Genomic DNA, 4,250 nt, shown 5'->3' with positions numbered 1-4,250 from the left:
GGGCAGGATGAGGGAATTGACAGAGTAATTAGCCGCAATCAGTATCCCGTTCATCCTCACCTATCCCGAACATCCTGACGGTTCGCCGCGCGATGCTGACAGTAGAGGAATGATAAAGCGGACACGAACTGCATTGTAGATTATCCTCATCTGCCGTAGACATACGTTCTGATCAATTACTGCAATACCTTGAACAGTGTGCTTAGCATGGTAATCGCTCCTTCTACCGTTTTCTGATCTTCTACCGGTACTTATAAGTAGGTCTGCCCCGTTTTTTTATCGCGCTCAGTAATTTAGTTGACCAATTTGGCGGTAGGCTCTTTGCTCCATGGGTAGATTGTTAAAAGCACAATGTAAACGAACGAGATAGATAGAAGTAAGAGCATACTCAAAATTATCACTTATTAGCAATATTTCTTATCTTTCCTCTTATGGAAAAGTATGCGATTAAACTGCCCAAGACCTTACAGTTCACCGACGATGAATTTTATGCTTTCTGTCAGGAGAATCGTGACCTAAGGTTTGAACGAAACACTTACGGAGAAATTATTATCATGTCTCCTACCGGAGGACTCACTGGAAAGAAAAATAGTAGTATTACGTCTCGGCTGTGGATTTGGAACGACGAAAATGGCCTGGGCGAAGTTTTTAACTCATCTACAGGATTTCTTCTGGCCAACGGGGCCATGCGCTCACCGGATGCGGCCTGGATAGCGAAGTCGCGGTGGGATGCTTTATCTTACGATGAACAAGAGAAGTTCCCGCCCCTTTGTCCCGACTTTATTGTTGAGTTGATTTCCCCATCGGACACCCTGAAAGAATCGCAAGAAAAAATGGATGAGTGGATGGCTAACGGCTGCCGAATGGGATGGCTGATTTTTCCTAAAGAAGAAAAAGCTTGGATATACCACGACAATAAGGTTGAACCAACCATCGGCTTTGACCAAACTCTTTCGGGAAAAACGGTATTACCCGGTTTTACATTTGATCTAGCGTGGTTGAAATAAAGAAAATGCCACCGGCTCGTTATAAAAAAAATACGCGATTGGGCCGTTAGTATTTACTTCTCTAAAAATTTTCCCGGTATCTCCGGGGGCTATTTTCGGTCAATCCCTTGAATGGCTAACCGTCAGTTTCCAATCCATCCGAGCCGCCCTCGCCAACCCGATAGACTCCCTACGGAATGAGTGAGTAAGCGAATGATTGAATACATGCAGCTAGCGACCACTATATTCTTTGTATTTAAGAAGCGATAACTTTTAGGGTTGAGCACGGTTTATAAGGTACTTTTTGATCTTACGTTATGAGTCCTATAAATCACGTCCAAGTAGTCTGGTTCAAGCGCGATTTGCGCGTCTCCGACCACCGCCCACTCTACGAAGCCGCGCAAAATGGTCCTGTTCTTCCTTTGTATATTGCGGAACCAACGGTCATTAACGCCCCCGATTTTGGTACCCGTCACTGGGAGTTTATCCGAGGCAGTTTGGCGGAGCTACGAGAAAACTTAGCTCAGCGAGGGCAACCGCTTATTCTTCGAGTGGGCGATGCTGTGGAAGTACTCAAAACCCTACATCATGAGTTGGGAATCTTTACTCTATACGCTCACGAAGAAACCGGTAACGACATCACTTTTCAGCGCGATCAAGCCGTTCGTCAGTGGGCGAAATCCCAGCAGATTCAGTTTCACGAATTTTACCAAAACGGAGTAGTAAGAGTATTGAATGATCGCGACGGCTGGTCGAAGATTTGGGAGAAGCGGATGACCGAAGATATTCTTCCGGCACCTCACCAGCTCCCGACTATTAAAGGACTAGACCTTGGGGAAATTCCTACGAGCGAACAGCTAGAACTACCGAAATTACCGGGCACGATACAACCCCCGGGCGAACAGGCTGCTCAGGAGCTGCTGCAATCATTTCTCTACGAGCGAGGTCAGCCCTACCATTACGCACTATCCAGTCCGCTTAGTGCCTTCGATCACTGCTCGCGGTTGAGTCCGCACATTGCTTACGGCACCATCAGCTTGAAGACTGTGGTGCAAGCGCTAAAGAAACGACGATCGGAACTCAAAGATGATACTACTGAGGATGCTGGTGGCTGGAAAAAATCGATGCGAGCGTTTGAAGCTCGCTTGCACTGGCAAAGTCATTTTATACAAAAGCTGGAGAGTGATCCTGGCATTGAATTTCAGAGTTTCATTCCACCCTACGATCAGCTACGGGAAAGCGAATTCAACTCCGAGTTTTACCAAGCTTGGTGTGAAGGGAAAACGGGTTTTCCAATGGTAGATGCCTGTATGCGCGCGCTACAGGAAACGGGTTATCTGAACTTTAGAATGCGGGCAATGATTGTTTCGTTTGCGGCTTATAATCTGTGGCTGGACTGGCGACAGTTCGGACACTACTTAGCTCAACAATGGACAGATTACGAACCGGGGATTCACTATAGTCAACTGCAAATGCAAAGTGGCACTACCGGAATTAATTCTGTAAGAATTTACAGCCCCACCAAACAGGGAAAAGACCACGATCCCGAAGGAGTGTTTATTAAACGCTGGGTTCCCGAATTAGTGAAGGTTCCGCTAAAATATATTCATGAGCCAGCTAAAATGCCCGCTATCGTTCAGGAAGAAAGCCAGTGTATTATTGGCAAGCATTACCCCTACCCTATCGTAGACCATATTGCTACCGCAAAAGAAGCTAAGCGCAGAATCTACGAAATGCGCCGGTTGCCCGAACTTCGACAGTTGGCCGACGAGGTAATGGCGAAGCACGGTAGCCGCAAGAAACCTTCTAACCGACGGTTTCCTAAGAAGAAATCATCTACCTCATGAGCCAGGCTTTAGTCTATTTTCGTAACGACCTGAGGTTGCACGACAATCCTGCCCTTTCGGCAGCCCTTAGTCAGGCTGATGAAGTACTGCTGCTGTACTGTATTGATCCCCGGCAATTTGCAGAACTTGAAGTAGGATTTAAAAAAACGGGTGTTCACCGGGCCCGCTTTCTACTAGAAAGTTTGGAAGATCTTAACGAACAATGTCAGCAATTAGGTGGACAGTTGCTGGTGAGGCAAGGCTTACCAGAAGAAGTTATCCCAAAACTAGTAGCTCAATACAAGCTGAATGAGGTTCACCTGCTAAGCGAAGTAACCGAGGAAGAAACCCAGGTTGAACAGGCCATTGAGCAACAACTTAAAGGCACTAATTGCCAACCTTACTTTCATTGGGGGCTTACGCTCTATCATCCCGACGACCTACCGTTTGAGCCCTCGGATACTCCTGAAGCCTTTAAGGCCTTTCGCAACGAAGGCACTAAAAAAGCATCGGTGCGAGATGAGTTCCCTACCCCAAAAACCATTAGCTGGGTGGCCAATGTTGAACCCACATTTATCCCTACTCTATCGGAACTCGGCTTTACTCAGCATTTGAACGAAGAGAGCAACTATCCTGGTGGTGAATCAGCTGGGTTAGCACGGCTACAGCATTACCTATTTGACTCCGAGCTACTGACTCGCTACAAATGGACGCGCAATCAGTCGCTAGGCATGGATTATAGTTCAAAGTTCTCACCCTGGCTAGCACTGGGGTGCCTTTCGCCCCGCCGAATTTACTATGAGGTTAAGCGCTACGAACAGCAAATTACCCGCAATATTTCCACCTACTGGCTCATCTTTGAAATGCTGTGGCGCGACTACTTCAAGTTTCTAGGATTAAAATACGGTAATAAGATTTTTTGGAAGAAGGGTATCTACGACAAAAGCGTTGAGTGGAGCTACGACCGTAGTACCTTCGATAGGTGGTGTCAGGGAAAAACCGGTATTCCGTTCGTAGATGCGCATATGCAGGAGCTGAACCAAACCGGCTTTATGTCGAACCGCGGACGCGTGAATGTTTCTACCTTCCTCACCCGTGATTTGGAAATTGACTGGACCTGGGGAGCCAGCTACTTTGAGTCGCTTTTAATTGATTACGATGTGACCAGTAACTGGATCAATTGGTATTTCCAAGCGGTGGTATGGCGCTACACCCACATTCTGTGGCAGTCTACTCACTATGATCCTAAGGGAGAATATATTCGGAAATGGTTACCTCAACTCGCCAAACTTCCTGAAGAGCTTATTCCAATTACCTTTTTACTCACCGAAGAAGAACAGCGACAAAACAACTTTAAATTAGGCCAAGACTACCCCGAGCCGCTAATGATTCCTAACAAGTGGAATCGGATGCTTAAGCGCATGGGTCGGCAGTAAAC

3 protein-coding genes are annotated in these 4,250 nt (G+C 46.7%); all 3 read left to right on the top strand.

Annotated elements, in window-relative coordinates; genetic code table 11:
- The first annotated feature begins 431 nt into the window (after positions 1-431).
- The 3 genes from WBA23_RS23805 (at position 432) to WBA23_RS23795 (ending at position 4,248) form a co-directional block, all read left to right on the top strand.
- Entirely contained in the window at positions 432-1,007 is a 576-nt protein-coding gene (locus WBA23_RS23805) for a Uma2 family endonuclease (RefSeq protein ID WP_424584774.1), read from the top strand.
- 296 nt (positions 1,008-1,303) lie between these two features.
- The gene (locus WBA23_RS23800; RefSeq protein ID WP_424584773.1) at positions 1,304-2,833 is read left to right on the top strand and encodes an FAD-binding domain-containing protein; all 1,530 of its coding nucleotides are present in this window, start codon (positions 1,304-1,306) and stop codon (positions 2,831-2,833) included.
- Positions 2,830-4,248: a DASH family cryptochrome gene (locus WBA23_RS23795; RefSeq protein WP_424584772.1), complete on the top strand. Its 1,419-nt coding sequence runs from the start codon at positions 2,830-2,832 to the stop codon at positions 4,246-4,248. Before WBA23_RS23800 ends, WBA23_RS23795 begins: the two co-directional genes overlap by 4 nt.
- Positions 4,249-4,250: the final 2 nt, after the last annotated feature.

The sequence above is a fragment of the Tunicatimonas sp. genome (genome assembly GCF_049647865.1).
Classification (GTDB): domain Bacteria; phylum Bacteroidota; class Bacteroidia; order Cytophagales; family Cyclobacteriaceae; genus Tunicatimonas.
Note: the sequence above shows the minus strand (reverse complement) of the source record. Positions and strands in the feature narration are given on the sequence as shown.